Below are 15321 nucleotides of genomic sequence, written 5' to 3' on the forward strand. Positions count from 1 at the left end.
AACAGCCCATTTCGCTCAAGCCCCCATCAACAACTCCGCCAGCGCGGCCGCGATCGGCAGCCCGCTCTCCACCTCAAAGTAGCTGAAGGCCGGCATGGGGTTGACCTCGAAGCACACGTACTCGCCGTCGGGGCGCAGGCGCAGGTCAATACCACTCAGGGGCAGGCCCATGGCGTGGGACATGGCAATGCAACGGGCGGCAACCGTGGGGGGGAGCGTGGTGGCAACCACCTGGGCGGCCGCGCCGCTGCGGTGGGCGTACCGGTAGTCGGTGGCGGTGCTGGTGATCTCGGCGGCCAGGGCCTGCTGGCCCACCACATGCACCCGCACATCCACCCCCGGCACATGGGCCTGGAACTGGGTGGGCAGCTGGGCCAGGCGGTGCATGCGCGAGAGCCAGGTGTCGTCCAGCTCGGTCACGATGGAGCGGATGCCGCTGACCGACTTGAACACCACCCGGCCATGGATTTTGTGGAATGCACGCACCTCGGCCGCGTCAGAGGTTACCAGCGTGGGCGGCACCAGAAATCCGGCTTCTCCGATCCACTGGGCCTGCAGCGGCTTGGACGCATTGGCCTGCATGGCGGCCGGGCGGCTGACGACGCAGGCCGGGGCCACGTCCAGCCACTCCACCAGGTGCCGGTGCAGTTGCAGGGCCTGCTTTTGCGCGGGCTCGGGCAGGCTGTCCACGGCGGGCTCCAGCGGGCGGGCATAGACAGCGCGGATGTCGGCCAGCGCGGTGCACACGCCGTCCAGTACCAGCTCGCCCGCCAGGCCCTGCGGCCCCACCTGGATGTCCAAATGGGACTGGTGCAGCCGGGCAATGTCCAGCAGTTGAAAGCTTGCGCCCGCGCGGTGCAGCGCGGCCACCAGGTGCTCGATGGGCGGGTCATCGCCCTGGCCGTAGACGAGGATCATGCGGCTTCTTCGACCAGGGTGCGTTCGGCCAGGTCCGCAAGGCAGCGAGCCACCGCGTCAATGTCTTCCAGGTCGCTGAGTGCGGGGTGCGGGCTGACATCGACCAGCACGGCCCCCGCCGCACCGCGCTGGAAGCGGAACTCCAGCAGCTTGAAGCCCAGGTTTTGCGCAGTGGCCACGCAGGCCACGCCCAGCCGCCTGGCCAGGACGCCGGTGGTCAGCGTGCCGGCCACCAGCACGGTGGCGTCCCAGGACGGGGGGACCGCCAAGGCACTTTGCTCCGCCAATGGCAGGCCGCAGCGGGCGGCTGCACTGGCCCAGTGCAGCAGGGGCAGCTGCGGGGTCAGCCAGGGCTGGCCGCGCAACGGCTGCACCACGCAGCCGCCACAGGCGGCCAGCCAGCTCAGTACCAGGGCTTGCAGCTCCATGGCGGCGTAGTCGCGGTCTTTGGGGGGGGCCTGGCTGAACTGCGGCAGGGGCAGGTGCTGGATGCGGTTGAACACGGCGCGGATCTGCGTGCTGTGCAGCGCCGGGCGGCCCGGCAGCACCAGGCGGGTGCGGGCCACGCCGTGCGCATCCACGGTGTGAGACCACGCGGCCAGCCCCAGGCTTTCAGGGCGCACCGTCCATACCTCCACCGGGGCCCCGGCGAGCAGGCTGCGCACCGAGGCGGCCACCGAGGCTGCACCGGCATCGCTGGCATGGGCCAGTACCAGGATGACGCCAGGGGCCTCCCCGGTGCCGGGGAGCTCACGCGGTGGGTTCATCAAGGTATTCATCGGGGCACGGGCGCGTCAAAGGCCCGTTTCGCGTCGCGGTCCCCGGCGGCCATGCGTTGTTGCAGGTCGCTGCCGTCGTCGTAGGCCGGGCCACCCACCAGGTCCGGGCGCAGGCTGGCGTCGATGAAGGGCTGGGCCATGCCCCGGGCTTCGCCACCATCGGCAACACCACCGGACGGGCTCGCGGCAAACGCCCGCGCACCCACCATGGCCTCCAGCATCTGCAGCCGGGCTTCCAAGTCAGACAGCACCACGTCCAGGTGGCTGGGGTCGGCCACCGGGGCGGCGCGCACAACGCGGTGCTCCAGCATGTCCTTGCGGTCTTTGACGATTTCCTTGGCCACCTCTTTGGCGGTTTCCTTGGCGGTTTCTTTGGCTATGTCCTTCTGGATTTCCTTGCCCTCCTTGGCGGTTTCCTTGGCCAGCTCCTTGCCCTCCTTGCGCAGGTCTTTGCGGTCTTTGACCAGCGACTTGGCGCTGCAGCGCACGCCCAGCGTGGCCGCCATGGTGGGGCCGGAGGCGGAAATAGCGGTGACCGACACGCAGGTATTCACCCCCGCATACGACCTGGAATTGGGCGTGGTGGTGGCGCTGAAGGCGGTTTTGGCCGCAGCCCCGGGGAACGGGTCGCCGCTATCGCCCTGGTCGCCAAAGCTGCCGGCCGGGTGGCTGGCATCCAGCTCGCGCAGGCCGTCGGCCTGGACCAGGGCCACCTTGTAGTGGCTCTCGTCGCTGTTGCCAGACTGGGTTTCATCGATGTGCCAGACCAGCAGGCCGGCGCCGGGCAGTTGCGCATCAAAGCCGCTGCGCTGGCGGTTCTCCAGCAAAAAATACTCGCTGCCGCCCGCGCCGTTCTTCCACAGGCGGTGCACGGTGTGGCTGGTTTTGACATCGGGCAGCGACACCGTGCCGCTGGTGGTGACGTTGGTGGTGCCCACCCAGCCCTGGTTGACCTTGCACCAGGCCGAGGGGTGGGCCGGAATGTCGCCGCCGCCATTCCACGAGCCGCCCGACATCAGGCACCAGTCGCCAATGCCCTCGGAGGTGCCGTCGGTGTCGTACAGGTCGGGAAAGCCAAACAGCAAATGCCCCAGCTCATGCGCACACACGCCCAGCCGGGCATCTTCGGGCACGGTGAGGTAGGCGTAGATCTGCTTGCCGTCGGCGGGCATGGCCGCAGGCAGCACGTGCTTGTGCGACCAGATGTCGCCGGCATTACCGGTTTGCTCGCCGCCGCGCCCGGCGTGCACCACGATGAAGGCATCCACAAAGCCATTGCCGTCGTTGTCATACAGGCCAAAGTTGACCGCCGGGTTGGCCGCCACGGCCGCATCCTTGGCCATGATGTTGGCCCGGAACGCGCCGCCACCCCGGCTGATGCCGAAGTTGTGGTTGGCGTACCAGGCCAGGGTCTGCGGCAGGGTGTAGGGGCCCACCACCTCGCCCACGATGTCTACCAGGCCGCCGGTGACCTCCTGGTAATACTCTTTCACGCTACCGTGGGGCAGCACGCCGCTGGAGAAGAACAGGTCACGGTAGTGCTGCGCCGTCTGCACCATGGCCTTGTCGCTGAACTGGGCCAGCACCACGATGACCCGCAGCGGGCCGCGCAGGGGGGCCCGGTCGGCGGCGGCATTGCGGATGGCCGACTTGGGCGTGCCCTCGGGAAACTGGTCGGGCGGGAAAATCACACCATCGTTGAAACCCAGCCGCGTGGGGCTGCGCGCCAGCGTCAGCGCGCTGGCCAGCTCGGCGCTGACGCTGCCGCGCGCCTTGGCCAGTTCGGCCTTGAGACGGGCCTTGAGCTCGGGGCTGGGGGCGACGGCGCAAAAGTCACTCCACCGGGCGCGCACGCGGCCTGCGGCGGGGGCATCGCAGCTGCAATGGCTTTGGTATGTCGTCATGGCATCTCCTTGCGTTGCTGTGGAATGAGTATCAACGCACGGTAGACGCGGCCCGGAGCACGCTGGCCGTGGTCATCCCCCATTTGGGGGAAAAAGACTTTGGCCGTTCTTGCACTGCTGTGGAGCACCCTGCCCGCCTGGCGCTGTAACAATAAGCCCCATGACGACCCATCCCGCCCTGACCCCGTCCGCGCTGGCCTCACGCTTCGCCACCGAAACCCAGCGCTTCACCGCCATCCACCCGCGCTCCATCGCCCTGGCCACCCAGGCCGCGCAGCATTTCCTGTTTGGGGTGCCGCTGCACTGGATGCGCGACTGGCCCAGCCCGGCCAGCCTGTGCGTGCAGCACGCCCAGGGCGCGCAACTCACCTGCGCCGACGGCCATGTCTACAGCGACTTCTGCCTGGGCGACACCGGCGCCATGTTTGGCCACAGCCCGGCGCCGGTGGCCCAGGCCATCGCCCAGCAGGCGGCGCGCGGGCTGACCAGCATGCTGCCCTCGGTACAAACCGCCGAGGTGGGTGCGCTGCTGGCCGCCACCTTTGGCCTGCCGCAGTGGCAAATGGCCCTGACCGCCAGCGACGCCAACCGCTTTGTGCTGCGCTGGGCGCGGGCCGTGACGCAGCGCCCCCAGTTGCTGGTGTTTGACGGCTGCTACCACGGCGCGGTGGACGACACACTGGTAGACCTGCAAGGCCAAGACGGCAAAACCACCGTGCCCCGCCCCTCGGTGCTGGGCAATGTGCACAACCACGCCGCCTTCACCCGCATCGTGCCCTTCAACGACCTGGCCGCGCTGGAAGCCGCCCTGGCCGACCGCCAGGTGGCCTGCCTGCTGGCCGAGCCCGCGCTGACCAACTGCGGTCTGGTGCTGCCAGACCCGGGGTTTTGGCAAGCTGCCCAGGCCCTGTGCCAGCGCTATGGCACCCTGCTGGCGCTGGACGAAACCCACACCTTGTCCACCGGCTGCGGCGGCTACGCCAAAGTGCACGGCCTGGCCCCCGACCTGCTGGTCATCGGCAAGGCCGTGGCGGGCGGTCTGCCCTGCGCGGTGTATGGCTTCACCGACGCCCTGGCCCAGCGCATGCGAGACGCCAAACAGGCCGCGCCCGAGGGCCACAGCGGCATTGGCACCACGCTGGCGGGCAATGCGCTCACGCTGGCCGCCCTGCACGCCGCCCTGACCCACCTGCACACGCCCGCCACCTACGCCCCCATGCTGGCGCTGGCCGACACGCTGGCGGCGGGCTTGCGGGCCCAGATTGCCGCCCATGGCCTGGGCTGGACCGTCACCCAGCTCGGTGCCCGCATGGAGCTGCAATTCACCGCCCAGCCGCCGCGCAACGCCGCCGAAGTGCACGCCACCAGCCAGCCCGCGCTGGATGCCTTGTTGCACCTGTTTTTGCTGAACCGGGGCGTGCTGCTCACCCCTTTCCACACCATGCTGCTGGTGTCGCCCGCCACCACGCAGGCCAACGTGCAGCAGATGTTGGACGGGTTGGCGGCTTTTTTGACCCTTTGATTTATACGCTTTTTAGCCTTCCAGCGCTTATGGATAGAGCGTGAGCAGCTATCAAAACTATAGTTTATGTACCACCCCTCCCCCTTCACCGCCCGGCTCTGCCTGGCCGCTGGCATGGCCCTGGTCGGCGTGTATGTGGGCTTAAGCAAGCCGCTGGTGGCCGCGCTGCCGGTGTTTTTGCTGGCCTGGCTGCGCTTTGGCATTGCAGCCATCGCCATGCTGCCCTGGCTGAAGAAGCCCGCCTCAGAAGGCCCCCTGTCGGCGCACACCCGCTGGCTGGTGTTTCTGGAGTCGTTTTTGGGCAACTTCCTGTTTTCAATCTGCATGCTGTACGGCATGGGGCTGACCAGCGCGGTGTCGGCCGGGGTGATTCTGGCGGCCATTCCGGCCTCGGTGGCGCTGCTGAGCTGGCCGCTGCTGGGTGAACGCATCACGCTGCGCACCGGGGCCGCCATCGCCTGCGGGGTGCTGGGCATTGCCTTGCTGGCGCTCACAAAATCAGAGCACCTTACGCCTATGCTGTCTGCGCAAGAGGCCGATTTGGCATCTAAAAACCAGGTGTGGGGCAATCTGCTGATCGTCGGCGCGGTGCTGTGCGAGGCGGCCTATGCGGTGATCGGCAAAAAGCTCACCGGCAGCCTGGGGCCCAAACGCATCAGCGCGCTGATCAACCTGTGGGGCCTGGCGCTGATGACGCCCATGGGCCTGTACCTGGCACTGTCGTTCCCGTTTGCCAGTGTGCACCCCGGCACCTGGCTGCTGCTGGTGTACTACGCCATGGCCGCCAGCATTGGCACCGTCTGGCTGTGGATGACCGGCCTGCGCGTAGTGCCCGCCGCCCAGGCCGGCGTGTACAGCGTGCTGCTACCGATCTTCACCGCACTCACCGGCGTGCTGGTGCTGGGCGAAACCCTGGGGCCGGTGCAGTGGCTGGCATTTGCCATCGCGCTGCTGGGTGTGGTGCTGGCAACCTTGCCCTGAAAAACTAGGACCCCCCATGCGCCTGCGCCACATCGAAGTCTTCAACGCCATCATGCTGACCGGCAGCGTCAGCGCTGCCGCGCGGCTGATCAACGTGACCCAACCCGCCGTCAGCCGGGTGCTGGCGCATGCCGAGCTGCAGCTGGGTTTTCCGCTGTTCCAGCGCAGCAAGGGAAGGCTTACGCCGACCAACGAGGCGCAAACCCTGTATCCGCACATCGAGCGCCTGTTTGCCCAACTGGACGACGTCCAACGCCTGGCCAACAGCCTCAAGCGCGGCCACCAGGACGGCGAACTGCACATCCTCACCGTACTGGCACTGAGCTACGAGGTGCTGCCCCGGGCGCTGCGGCTGTTCCGCCAGCAGCACCCGAACGTGGTGGTCACCATGGACGCGCTGCACTCGCCGCAGATCATCTCGTCGCTGGTGCTGCAGGAGGCCGATGTGGGCTTTGTCTTCAGTGCCATCGCCCACCCCTCGCTGGAGCAGCGGCATCTGGCCGACGGCCGCATGGTCTGCGTAGCCCCCAAGGGCGTGTTCAGCGCCCAGCAGGTCGAGCAAGGCATGGTGCACCTTACCGACCTGGCCCGCACGCCGGTGGTGAATATCGATGTGCGCGACCCCGTAGGCTCAACCCTCAGCCACGCCTGCCGCGAGGCCGGTGTGGGCCTGGTATCGGCCGTCACGGTGCAAACCTACCATGCAGCCCTGGCGCTGGCCCACCACGGCCTGGCCGTGGCCCTGGTGGACAGTTGCACCGCCCTGTCGGCCGACAGCACCAAGGTCGACGTGCTGGCGCTGGAGCCGCAGATCGTGGTGCCCATCAAGGCCTTGCGCGCGGTGAACCGCCCAAGCTCGCTGCTGGCCAGCGCGATGACGCAGTGTGTGCAGAAGGTGGTCGAAACGGCCTTGCACTGACGGCATCCTGGCCCAGCAATTCCTCGGCCAGCACCTGGGCCGTGCCAAACGCCAGTGTCAAGCCCAACGCCCCGTGCCCGGTGTTGAGCAGCAGGTTCTCCGGCCCCCGCGCCTGCCACCCCACCAGCGGCAGACCGGTGGGCGTGGCCGGGCGCATGCCGGTCCAGGGCTGCACATCGGCACCCGCCACGCAGTGCGGGAACAGCGCCCGGGTGCTGTCCAGCAGGCTCCGTATCCGCTCGGGCGGGATGCGGCCGTCCTGCCCCACCAGCTCGGCCATGCCCGCCACGCGCAGGCGGTGGCCGATGCGGGCGAACACCACCTTGCGCGCCGCGTCTGTCACGCTGACGCGCGGAGCGCTGTGGGGCGCATCGCCAATATCCAGGGTGATGCTGTAGCCCTTGAGCGGATACACCGGCACCTGCAGGCCCACCTGGCGGGCCAGTACCGGGCTGGCGCTGCCCAGGGCCAGCACAAACTGGTCGGCCTGCACCGTGCCTGCGGTTGTCTGCACGCTGCGGATGCGGGCCCCCTGGCGCACCACGCCCTGCACTTCGGCACCCAGCACAAATTTCACCCCGCGCTGCTGCAGCGCGGCATGCAGGCCCACGCAGACCTTTAGGCAGTCGGTGGCGCATTCGTCCGGGGTGTAGACCGCGCCGACCATGCGGGCCTGGTCGTGCTGCAGCGCGGGCTCCAGTTCCACACAGCGCTGCGGCGACACGACTTCCTGCACGCTGCCCAGGCCCTGCTGTAGTGCCACTTGCTGACCCGCTGCCGCCAGGGCCGCTGCGCTGCGGTACACCACCAGCTTGCCGGTGCGGCTGAAATCGCAGTCCAGCGCCAGGTCTTGCAGCATGGCCTCAAAACCCACCCGGCTGCGTGCCGCCAGTTGCAGCAGTTGGGCCGTGCTGCGGGCCGAGGTGCGGGCATTGCAGGCCCGCAAAAACGCCAGACCCCAGCGCCACTGCTGCACATCCCACTGGGGCTGCAGCTTCAGCGGCGAGTCGGCCGACAGCAAAAGCTTGGGCAGTTGCCGCCAGATGCCGGGGTCGGCCAGCGGCTGCACATAGCTGTAGCTGAGCTGGGCGCCGTTGCCGCCGCTGGCACCGGCACCGGGCGTGGCGCGGTCTACCACGGTCACCTCCAGCCCCTGCTGGCGCAGCACATAGGCCGTGGCCAACCCGACGATACCGGCCCCTAAAACACATACATGCATCTGCATTCACCCTGGTTGATCTTGCATCGACTGTAGGCAAACGCACTGGATCCGGCCAATGCCAAACGCCCCTGCATCCATCAGCAAAAGTTATGCCCGGCCACCCATAACTTTCGGTCATACCCTGCCCCGAAAACGGCACTGTCCCTGGTGGGCAGCTGCTCCTAAACTGCCCCCAGCCTACTCCCCACCACCTCCGCACCAAGGATCCCCATGCACGCAACTTCCCCTTTGTCCACCCTGGTTTTGGCCGTCGGCCTGGCCGCCACCCTGCCGGTGGGTGCCGACACCCTGCAAAAAATTACCGAGTCGGGCCAGATCACCCTGGCCTACCGCGAGTCGTCGGTGCCGTTCAGCTACCTGGCGGGCGGTAACACCCCCGAAGGCTTTGCGGTGGACATTGCCAACGCAGTGGCCGACGCGGTGAAGAAACAGCTGAAGAAACCCGACCTGAAAGTGACGCTGCAGGCCGTGACCTCGCAAAACCGCATCCCACTGCTGCAAAACGGCACCATCGACCTGGAGTGCGGCTCCACCACCAACAACACAGTGCGCGGCAAGGATGTGCAGTTCGCCATCAACCACTTCTATACCGGCACGCGGCTGCTGGTGAAGAAGACATCGGCCATCAAGAACTACGCCGACCTGGCCAAGAAAACCGTGGCCAGCACCTCCGGCACCACCAATGCGCAGGTGATCCGCAAGTACAACATCGAGAAAAACCTGGGCATGGAGATCCAGCTCGGCAAGGACCACGACGATGCGATGCTGCTGGTGGACAGTGGCCGGGCGGTGGCGTTCGCCATGGACGACATTTTGCTGTTCGGCCTGATCGGCAACGCCAAGAACCCCGCCGAATGGGAGGTGGTGGGCGACTCGCTGCAGGTCGAGCCTTATGCCTGCATGCTGCGCAAGGACGACCCGCAGTTCCAGCAGCTGGTCAACGGGGTCATTGGCGGCATGATGAAGTCCGGCCAGTTTGAAAAGCTCTACAACAAGTGGTTCATGTCGCCCATTCCCCCCAAGGGCCAGAACCTGAACCTGCCCATGGGCAAGGAGCTGCGCGACAACATCAAGGCCCTCAGCGACAAACCGGCTATCTGAGCATGCAGGTCGTCGGCATTCTGGGTGGCATGGGGCCCGCCGCCGGGGCAGACTTTGTGCGCCTGTTCGTGCAGTCCTGCGTGGAACATATGCAGGCCATCGGTATCACGGTCAGCGACCAGCGCTTCCCCGAGCACTGGCTGGCCCAGGTGCCGGTACCCGACCGCACCCAGGCACTGGCTAGCGACGCGCTCGGAGCGCAGCAGCCGCTGGAGCCCATGCTGCAGGCCCTGGGCCGCCTGGCGGCACTGGGCGCGCGTAGCGTGGCCATGCCCTGCAACACGGCCCATGCCTGGCACGGCCGTTTGCAAGACCGGTTTCCGCAGCTGGATGTGCTGCACATCGCCGACGAAATGGCCCGCACGCTGGCCGCCCGCCAGGTATCCGCCGCGGCCCTGATGGCCACCGAGGGCACCTACCGCAGCGGGGTCTACACGCAGGCCCTGGCCCGCGTCGGCGTGCCCTGCCACCTGCCCACGCCCGCCGAGCGCGCGCGCATCATGCAAGGCATTTACGACGGCGTGAAAGCGGGCAATATGGCGCTGGCGCAACGTTGCTTCAGCGAAGTGGCCCTGGCCCTGGCGCAACGCCACGGCGGTGCGGCCCTGGTGCTGGGCTGCACCGAGATTCCGCTGGCGCTGGACGGCCTGGCCCAGACTGCCGAGCTGCCGCTGTTCAACCCGGCCCGGGTGTTGGCCCAGGCCCTGGCGCAGCGGGCCTACGCCCCGGCCTGAACCCACCCGCCCGTGCCGTCCAGGGCGGGCGAGAGCGTTGCCGCACTCCAGCGCAGCGCCAGCGCTGCCGCCCGCCGCAGCACCTGCTGGACCTGCAAGCGCAGCAGCCGCTGGGCGCCGGGGTAGCGGGCCAGTTCGGGGCCGTCCCAGACGATCTCGGCGCGCACGGCCAGGTGCAGCAGGTCGCCGTTGTCAAAGTCAATGAACAGCAGGCCCGCCTGCGGCTGCAGCAGCAGGTTGCCCAGGGTGTTGAAAAAGTAGTTGCCCACCAGGTCGGGAACGGTCAGCCACTGTTGGCCTGCGGCGTCCAAGTCCACCCGCACAAAGCCGGGTTTGCCGCCGCGGTGGGACACATCCACACCATGGTCTCCCGCTAGCCCCGCGCCAGGATGGGCGCTGGCGATGAAGAAGGTATCGGCCCCCTGCACCAGGCGCAGGGCGGCGGCATCCAGCTGTGTGCCCCGGGTGGCCGGGGCCTCCACCCGCTCGGCAAGCACCGGCTCGCGGGCCTGGATGTACTTGGGGCAGTTGCCAAAGCTTTGCTCTACCGCCAGGCCAAAGCCGCCGCCGTACAGCGCGGTGACGCGGCCATTCACCCGGTTGCGCCGCCGGGTGTGGGGCTCGATGCCCAGCATGCCGATGGGCGCGCCCTCGGCCAAATTACGCGCCAGCGGGTCAACCGCGGCGGGCATGGCCTGCACCCGCAGCCGGGCGGCATCGGGTGAGCGGATGAAGCCCGGCGGCCCCGCCAGCACCGAGGCCCAGGGTTGGCCCTGCGCGTCCACGCTGCCCAGCACCACAAAGGGCAACTGGCCGAAAAAGTCGCGGTGCTGTTCGGGCATGTAGCTGCGGATCACGCGCGGCCCCACCTCGGCCATGCGCTGGGCCACGCCTGCGCGCTGCTGCAGGGCGACCTCCCCCGCGTGGAAGGCAGCGGGAACAGGGGTGTTCATGCCAGTAACCCAATGCGGCTGCGCACCATGGGCACAAAGCCCGGCAGGGCCTCGATGCGGGCCAGCCAAGCGCGTATCCGGGGGTACGGCGCCAGCGAGACGTTGCCCTCGGGCGCATGGGCGGTGTAGCTGTAGTGGGCGATGTCGGCAATGGTCGGCGTGGGGCCCACCAGGTAGTCGGACTGCTGCAGATGCGCCTCCACCACGTTGAATAGCTGGGCAGACCGCTGGATGGCCTCGTGGGGGTCGGTGGGCCGCTGGAACAGCTGGATCACCCGTGCCAGGGCCGGGCCAAAGGCCAAGGGGCCCGCCGCCACCGACAGCCAGCGCTGCACCTGCGCGGCCGCCACGGGCTCGGTGGGCAGCCAGGTGCCGGGCGGGGCGTAGCGGCTGGCCAGGTAGACCAGGATGGCGTTGGAATCGGCCAGCACGGTATCGCCGTCCTGTAGCACCGGCACCTGGCCAAAGGCGTTCAGGGCCAGAAACGCCGGGGCTTTGTGGGCCCCGGCCAGCAGGTCGATGTCTACCAGTTCGCAGGGCAGGTCCAGCAGCGACAGCATGAGCTGCACGCGGTGGGAATGGCCCGAGACGGCATGGCGGTAGAGCGTGATAGGCATGGTGTTCTTTCTATGGGGTGTGCAGAGAGGTCCATTGTGTTTATTCCACCCGCAACGATAAATGGCCTGCAACGCATTTGACTACTCCACATCTCGAACTAATATCAACAGCATGGACAAGCTCAAAGCCATGCAGACTTTTGTGCAGATTGCCGACCAGGGCAGTCTGACCGCCGCCGCGCTGGCGCAGGGCACATCCCTGCCCGCAGTGGTGCGCGCGCTGGCGGCGTTGGAGGCGGATCTGGGTGTGCGCCTGTTCCAGCGCACCACCCGGCGCATCGCCCTCACCGAAGAGGGCCGCCGCCACCTGGAGAGTTGCCGCCAGGTGCTGGCCAGCCTGCAAGATGCCGAGGCCGCGCTGAAGGCCGATGCCCGCGAACCCGCAGGCCAGCTCACCATCACCGCGCCGGTGCAGTTCGGCCAGATGCACGTGGCCCCGGCCGTGACGCGCTTTGTGCAGCGCTACCCGCAGATGCGCTGCAGCGTGTTGCTATACGACAGGGTGGTGAACCTGCTGGAAGAAGGCATTGACGTGGGCATACGCATTGGCCCGCTGGAAGACTCGTCGCTGGTGGCGCACACCCTGGGCCACATCCGCCGCGTGGTGGTGGCCAGCCCCGCCTACCTGGCGCGCGCCGGGGTGCCGCGCCACCCCAAAGACCTGCTGCGGGCCAACTGCGTGCGCCGCACCGGCAACAACCCCAGTTGGGGGCCGTTCATTGACAAGGGCCGCCCGTTCAGCATCAACGTCAGCGGCAACCTGGACTTCAACCAGATCGCACCCGCCGTGGAGGCCTGCGTGGCGGGCATGGGTATGGGCATGTTTTTGCAGTACCAGGTGGCCCCCTACCTGGCCGACCAGCGGCTGCAGATTTTGCTGGAGGCTTTCGAGTCGCCGCCCCGCCCCTTGAGCCTGGTGCTGCCCCACGCCCGGCTGCTGCCCACCCGCACCCGGGTCTTCATCGACTGGATGCGCGAGGCGCTACAGGGCTTTCGTCGGCCCTGAGAATTTCCCCAAGAAATAGGCCGCTTGTGCTTTATCCACAAGCGTAAGCAGCTACTTTTTATGTAGCGTTTCTAGACGATTGCGGTGGCGCTGACCACCATGCCGTCTTCGTCGGCGTACAGCCATTCGCCCGGCATGACCCAGGTGCCCTGGATGTGCACCGCCACGTTGCTCTGGCCCTGGTTGCGTTTTTCCGTGGGCATGGGCATGGTGGCCAGGGCGCGGATGCCGACCTGCAGGGCGGCCAGCTCGGCCACGTCGCGCACGCAGCCATCGATCACCACACCGGCCCAGCCGTTGGCCACGGCAGCGGCGCCCAGGTTGCCGCCCAGCAGGGCCCGGCGCAGCGAGCCGCCCCCGCCGACCACCAGCACCCGGCCCTTGCCGGGGGTATCCAGCGCGGCCTTGACGAGGGAGTTGTCTTCAAAACACTGCACGTTGAACACCTGGCCGCTGAATTTGGAAATGCCGCCAAAGTCGCGGAACGCCGGCGCCAGCACGCGGAACGCACCGGTGAGGTCGTTTTTGTGTACGTCGCACAGGTCGCAGGTGGAGAAGGTAGCGGTCATTTGGAGTTCGCCTTGGTAGTGGATGGGGATGAGGTTGATGGGGTTTCCCGCCGCGCGGGCAGCACCAGCGCATTCTCGCGCGGGGCGTTCAGCACGATGGACGTAGAGGTGGGGCTGAGGATACAAAATTTGCTGACCACCACGTCCAGGTGGCGCACGTCGATGACGGCAATTTCCAGCACCCAGCTGTCTTCGCCGGTGACGTTGTAGGCGTTGAGCACCTCGGGGGTTTGCTCGATCAGCTTGACCACGCGGGCATAGTCGGCCCGGGCCACGCGGATGATGGCGCGGATGCCGTAGCCCAGCCGCGTCAGGTCCACCTCGGCGCGGTAGCCTTTGATGACGCCACTGGTTTCCAGCTTGCGCACCCGCTCGGTCACCGCCGGTTGGCTCAGGTGCACCCGCCGCCCCAGCTCGGCCATGGTGATGCGGGCATCGCGCTGCAATTCCCCCAGGATGCGGTCGTCACAGGCGTCGAATTCGGTAACTTCGGTCAACATGCAGATTTGATTTAAAAGTAAAGGCCAGGCCGCTATTTTTACAGCAATCTTGCATGGTGTGGCCGCCAATGTCTACCTAAGATAACGGCCATGTCTACTGCCACATCCCTCGCTCTCCGCCCCAACGCCCTGCTGCTGCCCGCTCTGTTGGCCTGCTACCTGGTGTGGGGCTCCACCTACCTGGCCATCCACCTGGCGCTGCCGAGTTTTCCGCCGTTCTTCCAGATGGGCACGCGCTTTCTGGCGGCGGGTGGGTTGCTGATGGCCTGGCTGCTGGCGCGCGGGCAGGCCCTGCCCAGCGCTACAGAGTGGCGCAATGCGCTGGTGATCGGCGTGCTGATGCTGGGCGGCGGCATGGGGCTGACGGCGCAGGCCTCGCTGCACATTGGCTCCGGGCTGATCGCCACCTTCATCGCCGTGGTACCCATGCTGACCTGCGGCTGGGGCCTGCTGTTTGGCAAGCGCCCTAGCGCGTTGGAACTGCTGGGCATGGCCATCGGCCTGGTGGGCGTGGCCCTGCTGGTGCAGGGGGCCAGCTTTGCCGCCGCGCCCGGGGGCCTGCTGTGCATCACCGGGGCCACGCTGGCCTGGTCGCTGGGCTCGGTGCTGTCCACCACCCGGCTGCCACTGGCCAAGGGGCCGATGGGCTATGCCAGCGAAATGCTGTGCGGCGGCACGGCGCTGCTGTTGGTATCGCTGGCGCTGGGCGAACAACCCACCTGGCCGCCCACGGCGGCGGCCACGGCGGCCTGGGTGTACCTGGTGGTGGCGGGCTCGCTGGTGGCGTTCAGCGCCTACCTGTACCTGCTGGCCCACGCCACGCCCGCGCTGGCCACCAGCTACGCGTTCGTGAACCCCTTGATTGCGCTGTTTCTCGGCGTGGCGCTGGCCGGGGAGGTGGTGACAACGCGGGAATGGGCCGCCTGCGCAGTGGTGCTGCTGGGGGTGGTTTGCATCCTGGTGGCGGGCCAAAAATCGCGCAAGCACTGAAAACCTCCGTTCCCAGTGCGATTTACCAATGAAAAGACGGCTCCCGGGTGCGAAAAAGTTGCTCTGCCTATGGGAAACCCGTTTTTTCTCCATTAGCATCGTGGTCTGCCGGTGGAGACGATGTTTTTCGCTGGTGTGAACCTAACTCCAACAAGGACTGACCATCATGGCAACTGCAAAAAAAGCCCCAGCAAAATCTGCTGCTCCTGCAAAGAAAGCTGCTCCGGCAGCCAAAGCACCGACCACCAAGGTAGCGGCCACCAAAACCGCTGCCAAAGCCGCTCCCGCCAAGAAGGTTGCCGCTGCTCCAGCGCGCGCCGTCAACGCGGCTTTCATGAAGGCCCTGACCCCCAGCAAGGAACTGGCTGCCGTCGTCGGCACCGCAGCTCTGCCCCGTACCGAAGTGGTCAAGCAGCTGTGGGTCTACATCAAGAAGAACAACCTGCAAAACCCCGCCAACAAGCGCAACATCAAGTCCGATGCCAAGCTCAAGGCCGTGTTCGGCAAAGACGAAGTCACGATGTTCGAAATGGCTGGCCTGATCGGCAAGCACCTGAAGTAATCGGCTCTACCGCCCTTTATGCCCCAAAAAAAAAGCCGCGTAAA

16 protein-coding genes are annotated in these 15321 nt (G+C 67.2%); 8 read left to right on the plus strand and 8 right to left on the minus strand.

Annotated features, from left to right (window positions below; translation table 11 throughout):
* Positions 1-15 precede the first annotated feature (15 nt).
* From AB3G31_RS13515 to AB3G31_RS13525, 3 genes are read right to left on the minus strand one after another with little or no spacing between them, the layout of a single operon-like run.
* Entirely contained in the window at positions 16-918 is a 903-nt protein-coding gene (locus AB3G31_RS13515; RefSeq protein WP_367846600.1) for a RimK family alpha-L-glutamate ligase, read from the minus strand.
* A complete protein-coding gene (locus AB3G31_RS13520; RefSeq protein WP_367846601.1) occupies positions 915-1697 on the minus strand; it encodes a hypothetical protein in 783 nt (260 codons plus the stop codon). Before AB3G31_RS13520 ends, AB3G31_RS13515 begins: the two co-directional genes overlap by 4 nt.
* Entirely contained in the window at positions 1694-3601 is a 1908-nt protein-coding gene (locus AB3G31_RS13525; RefSeq protein ID WP_367846602.1) for a M6 family metalloprotease domain-containing protein, read from the minus strand. The genes AB3G31_RS13520 and AB3G31_RS13525 overlap by 4 nt, the downstream gene beginning before the upstream one ends.
* Before the next feature lie 160 nt (positions 3602-3761).
* Between AB3G31_RS13525 and AB3G31_RS13530 the strand changes: the two genes are divergently transcribed.
* The 3 genes from AB3G31_RS13530 to AB3G31_RS13540 all read left to right on the plus strand — a co-directional run bounded on the left by AB3G31_RS13530 (position 3762) and on the right by AB3G31_RS13540 (position 7023).
* On the plus strand, positions 3762-5123 hold the full coding sequence (locus tag AB3G31_RS13530) for a transaminase (protein ID WP_367846603.1): 1362 nt from the start codon (positions 3762-3764) through the stop codon (positions 5121-5123).
* 66 nt (positions 5124-5189) lie between these two features.
* Positions 5190-6104, plus strand: coding sequence for a DMT family transporter (locus tag AB3G31_RS13535; RefSeq protein WP_367846604.1), 915 nt, complete (start codon positions 5190-5192; stop codon positions 6102-6104).
* 16 nt (positions 6105-6120) lie between these two features.
* Entirely contained in the window at positions 6121-7023 is a 903-nt protein-coding gene (locus tag AB3G31_RS13540) for a LysR family transcriptional regulator (RefSeq protein ID WP_367846605.1), read from the plus strand.
* Here AB3G31_RS13540 and AB3G31_RS13545 read toward each other — a convergent pair.
* On the minus strand, positions 6929-8242 hold the full coding sequence (locus AB3G31_RS13545; RefSeq protein ID WP_367850349.1) for a D-amino acid dehydrogenase: 1314 nt from the start codon (positions 8240-8242) through the stop codon (positions 6929-6931). The genes AB3G31_RS13540 and AB3G31_RS13545 overlap by 95 nt on opposite strands.
* 213 nt (positions 8243-8455) lie before the next feature.
* Between AB3G31_RS13545 and AB3G31_RS13550 the strand changes: the two genes are divergently transcribed.
* Both AB3G31_RS13550 and AB3G31_RS13555 read left to right on the plus strand, forming a co-directional pair.
* Positions 8456-9346, plus strand: a complete 891-nt coding sequence (locus tag AB3G31_RS13550) for an amino acid ABC transporter substrate-binding protein (RefSeq protein WP_367846606.1) — start codon at positions 8456-8458, stop codon at positions 9344-9346.
* A gap of 2 nt (positions 9347-9348) precedes the next feature.
* Positions 9349-10080: an aspartate/glutamate racemase family protein gene (locus tag AB3G31_RS13555; protein WP_367846607.1), complete on the plus strand. Its 732-nt coding sequence runs from the start codon at positions 9349-9351 to the stop codon at positions 10078-10080.
* Here AB3G31_RS13555 and AB3G31_RS13560 read toward each other — a convergent pair.
* Positions 10065-11033 (minus strand): pyridoxamine 5'-phosphate oxidase family protein, encoded by a 969-nt coding sequence (locus AB3G31_RS13560; RefSeq protein WP_367846608.1) that lies wholly within the window; start codon positions 11031-11033, stop codon positions 10065-10067. The two genes, AB3G31_RS13555 and AB3G31_RS13560, sit on opposite strands and share 16 nt — an antisense overlap.
* Complete coding sequence (locus tag AB3G31_RS13565) at positions 11030-11650, minus strand: glutathione S-transferase family protein (protein WP_367846609.1); 621 nt, start codon at positions 11648-11650, stop codon at positions 11030-11032. Before AB3G31_RS13565 ends, AB3G31_RS13560 begins: the two co-directional genes overlap by 4 nt.
* A gap of 112 nt (positions 11651-11762) precedes the next feature.
* Between AB3G31_RS13565 and AB3G31_RS13570 the strand changes: the two genes are divergently transcribed.
* On the plus strand, positions 11763-12656 hold the full coding sequence (locus AB3G31_RS13570) for a LysR family transcriptional regulator (RefSeq protein ID WP_367846610.1): 894 nt from the start codon (positions 11763-11765) through the stop codon (positions 12654-12656).
* A gap of 71 nt (positions 12657-12727) precedes the next feature.
* On the opposite strand, the gene rraA is transcribed toward AB3G31_RS13570, so the two are convergent.
* Positions 12728-13225, minus strand: a complete 498-nt coding sequence (rraA, locus tag AB3G31_RS13575) for a ribonuclease E activity regulator RraA (protein WP_367846611.1) — start codon at positions 13223-13225, stop codon at positions 12728-12730.
* Positions 13222-13725 (minus strand): Lrp/AsnC family transcriptional regulator, encoded by a 504-nt coding sequence (locus AB3G31_RS13580; RefSeq protein WP_367846612.1) that lies wholly within the window; start codon positions 13723-13725, stop codon positions 13222-13224. Before AB3G31_RS13580 ends, rraA begins: the two co-directional genes overlap by 4 nt.
* 90 nt (positions 13726-13815) lie before the next feature.
* Between AB3G31_RS13580 and yedA the strand changes: the two genes are divergently transcribed.
* Positions 13816-14715 carry a drug/metabolite exporter YedA gene (gene yedA, locus AB3G31_RS13585; protein ID WP_367846613.1) on the plus strand — a complete coding sequence of 300 codons (900 nt, stop codon included), beginning with the start codon at positions 13816-13818 and terminating at the stop codon, positions 14713-14715.
* Positions 14716-14881: 166 nt separating this feature from the next.
* Positions 14882-15277, plus strand: coding sequence for an SWIB/MDM2 domain-containing protein (locus AB3G31_RS13590; RefSeq protein ID WP_367846614.1), 396 nt, complete (start codon positions 14882-14884; stop codon positions 15275-15277).
* Positions 15278-15321: the final 44 nt, after the last annotated feature.

This window comes from Rhodoferax sp. WC2427 (assembly GCF_040822085.1).
Classification (GTDB): Bacteria; Pseudomonadota; Gammaproteobacteria; order Burkholderiales; family Burkholderiaceae_C; genus Rhodoferax_B.